The following is a 2,540-nucleotide window of genomic DNA, read 5'->3' on the forward strand; positions in this document are numbered from 1 at the left end:
CGGAGACGACAATGCACTAACTATCAACCCGGACCACCCGGTGGGGGCTGCTCACTACCTTGCCATGTTCCTAGTGCTGGCCGCGCTGATCCTGCGACCGGTGGGGTTCAAGTATCGCTCGAAAAAGCCGGATCCGGCCTGGCGCAGCCGCTGGGACTGGGCGCTGTTCGTCGGGGGACTGGTGCCCGCGCTCGTCTTCGGCGTCGCGGTCGGCAATGTGCTGGTCGGCGCGCCCTTCCGCCTCGATAGCGATCTGCGCGCCTTTTACGACGGGACGCTGCTCGGGCTGTTCACGCCCTTCACGCTGGTCTGCGGGCTGTTGTCGGTGGCGATGCTGGTGCTGCACGGTGCGGCGTGGCTGTCGATCAAGGTCGAGCATGGTCCCGTCCACGACCGGGCAAGGGCATTCGGCACGGTGGCGGCCATCGCCTCCATCCTGCTCTTCGCGGTCGGCTTCGCCTTCGTCGCATGGGGCGATATCGGCTACCGGATCGTCGGCACGGTCGATCCCCTCGGCCCGTCCAACCCCTTGCGCATGACGGCGGAGCAAGCGGGCGGCGCATGGCTCGACAATTATGCAACCTATCCGTGGATGATGGCGCTGCCCGCGCTCGGCTTTGCCGGGGCCGCGCTGGCGCTGATCGGTATCCGCAGCGGACGCGAAGTGCTGACCTTTGCGGGGTCGTCGCTCGCCGCGACAGGGATCATCGCCACCGTCGGCTGCGCGATGTTCCCCTTCATCCTGCCGTCCAGCATCGACGCGCATAGCAGCCTGACGGTGTGGAACGCCTCGTCCACGCAGAAGACGCTGGGTATCATGCTGTTCGTCACGCTCCTCTTCCTCCCGATCGTGCTCGCCTACACCGCCTGGGCCTATCGGGTGATGTTCGGCCGCGTGACGGCGGACGCAGTGCGCACCAATCCCGACTTCTACTGAGAAAGGAACGACCCATGTGGTATTTTTCCTGGGTGCTGGGGCTCGGCCTCGCGATCGGCTTCGGCATCCTCAACGGCATCTGGCACGAATTCCATCTGCCGCAGGAGGATGATGTGTCACCGCGACACTGACAGATAGGACAATCCGTCCGGCGACAGGGAAGCTTGGCCCCGCTATAGGGCAAGGCCATGATCCCGAACGACATCTGTGCCAATTGCGCGGTGCGCGACCGGGCCTTGTGCGGCAGCCTGGACGACCGGGAGCTGCTCGCCCTGAACGCCATCGGTCAGCGCCGCCGGGTCGCGCGCGGCCAGACCATCGCCTGGGCGGGCGACGAAGCGGTGATCTGCGGCAACCTGCTGACCGGCGTGCTGAAGCTGGTCGCCGCCACCGTCGACGGCCGCGAGCAGACGGTCGGCCTGCTCTACCCTGCCGATTTCTTCGGGCAGCCCTATGCGGGCGATGTCGACTTCACCCTGACCGCGCTGACCGAGGCGGAGCTGTGCGTCTTTCCCCGCGCCGCCTTCGAGCGGGTGCTGGAGGATCATCAGCGCATGGAGCGCCTGTTGCTCCAGCGCACCTTCGAATCGCTGAACGAGGCGCGCGGTCGGATGCTGGTGCTGGCGCGCAAGTCGGCGGGGGAGAAGCTGGCGGGCTTCCTGCTCGACATGGCGGCGCGCGCCGGGACCAGCGGGTGCCGGGCCAGCCGCGACGGGCCGGTGACGTTCGACCTGCCGCTGACGCGCGGGCAGATCGCCGATGTGTTGGGCATGACGATCGAGACGGTCAGCCGCCAGCTGACCCGGATGAAGCAGAGCGGGGTGATCGGTCTGCCCGGCGGCCGCGCCATCACGATCAGCGACCGCGAGGCGCTGGCGGCACGCGCCGAAGCCGCCTAAGCCGCCACACTTTCCGCCAGCGCATCGACCAGCAGGCCGCGCGCGCTCGGGGTGAGCCGGTGCCCGGCCAGCGCGATGATGGCCAGCTGCTCGAAATCGACCGCGCGGCGGCATCCGGTGAAGAAGTTACGCAGCATATGGCCCAGCGTCTCGGGAGCGGCGAAGGCATCCGCCTCGGCAAAGGCCGCGGCCAGTTCGCGCGCCGCCGCCGCATCCGCCTCATGCCGGTGGCGGATATGGTCAAGCAGCGTGTCGGTGAGCGGATCGGTCAGCCCGTTGCACAACATCGCCTCCAGATAGGCGCCGTCCGCCTGCTCGCCCCGCGTCACCAGCGTTTCGAGCGCCTGCAGGAACAGCGTCATGGTCGCGGCGACGGGACGATCGGGCAAGGCATCCGCCATCGCCTCCGCCTGCCCGCATAGCGCCAGCCGACGACGATGCTCCTGAAGCAGGCGAATCAGGTCGATTTCCTGAATGATGTGCCAGCGCCGCGCGAACGGCACGACGCTGCCTTGAAGTGGGTTGCGATCCATGGCGGGTCTTCTCCTTCGCCTTCCTGGTGACGAAGGAACGCGGCCGCCGCATTGACGATGGTCAATCAGTGCTGGCGGGCGAGATGCCGGTGGATGGTGCCGCGGTGGACGCCCAGTTGCCGCGCCGCCGCCCAAACATTGCCATCATGCGCCGCCAGCGCCGCCTCGATC

Annotated in this window: 5 protein-coding genes; 3 read left to right on the plus strand and 2 right to left on the minus strand. The window is 67.7% G+C overall.

Features of this window, described 5'->3' with window-relative positions:
* The 3 genes from cydB to Q0U08_RS19765 all read left to right on the plus strand — a co-directional run.
* Positions 1-937 (plus strand): cytochrome d ubiquinol oxidase subunit II (gene cydB, locus Q0U08_RS19755; RefSeq protein ID WP_298093496.1); only part of this gene is annotated, 937 nt, incomplete at its 5' end.
* A gap of 14 nt (positions 938-951) precedes the next feature.
* A complete protein-coding gene (gene cydX, locus Q0U08_RS19760) occupies positions 952-1,068 on the plus strand; it encodes a cytochrome bd-I oxidase subunit CydX (protein ID WP_028966425.1) in 117 nt (38 codons plus the stop codon).
* A 57-nt stretch (positions 1,069-1,125) separates the two neighbouring features.
* Entirely contained in the window at positions 1,126-1,836 is a 711-nt protein-coding gene (locus Q0U08_RS19765; protein WP_298093498.1) for a Crp/Fnr family transcriptional regulator, read from the plus strand.
* Here the strand turns inward: Q0U08_RS19765 and Q0U08_RS19770 are convergent.
* Both Q0U08_RS19770 and Q0U08_RS19775 read right to left on the minus strand, forming a co-directional pair.
* The gene (locus tag Q0U08_RS19770) at positions 1,833-2,369 is read right to left on the minus strand and encodes a hypothetical protein (RefSeq protein ID WP_298093499.1); all 537 of its coding nucleotides are present in this window, start codon (positions 2,367-2,369) and stop codon (positions 1,833-1,835) included. The two genes, Q0U08_RS19765 and Q0U08_RS19770, sit on opposite strands and share 4 nt — an antisense overlap.
* Before the next feature lie 65 nt (positions 2,370-2,434).
* Complete coding sequence (locus tag Q0U08_RS19775; protein ID WP_367271170.1) at positions 2,435-2,539, minus strand: helix-turn-helix domain-containing protein; 105 nt, start codon at positions 2,537-2,539, stop codon at positions 2,435-2,437.
* Between the last annotated feature and the right edge of the window lies 1 nt (position 2,540).

The sequence above is a fragment of the uncultured Sphingomonas sp. genome (genome assembly GCF_946477935.1).
Classification (GTDB): domain Bacteria; phylum Pseudomonadota; class Alphaproteobacteria; order Sphingomonadales; family Sphingomonadaceae; genus Sphingomonas.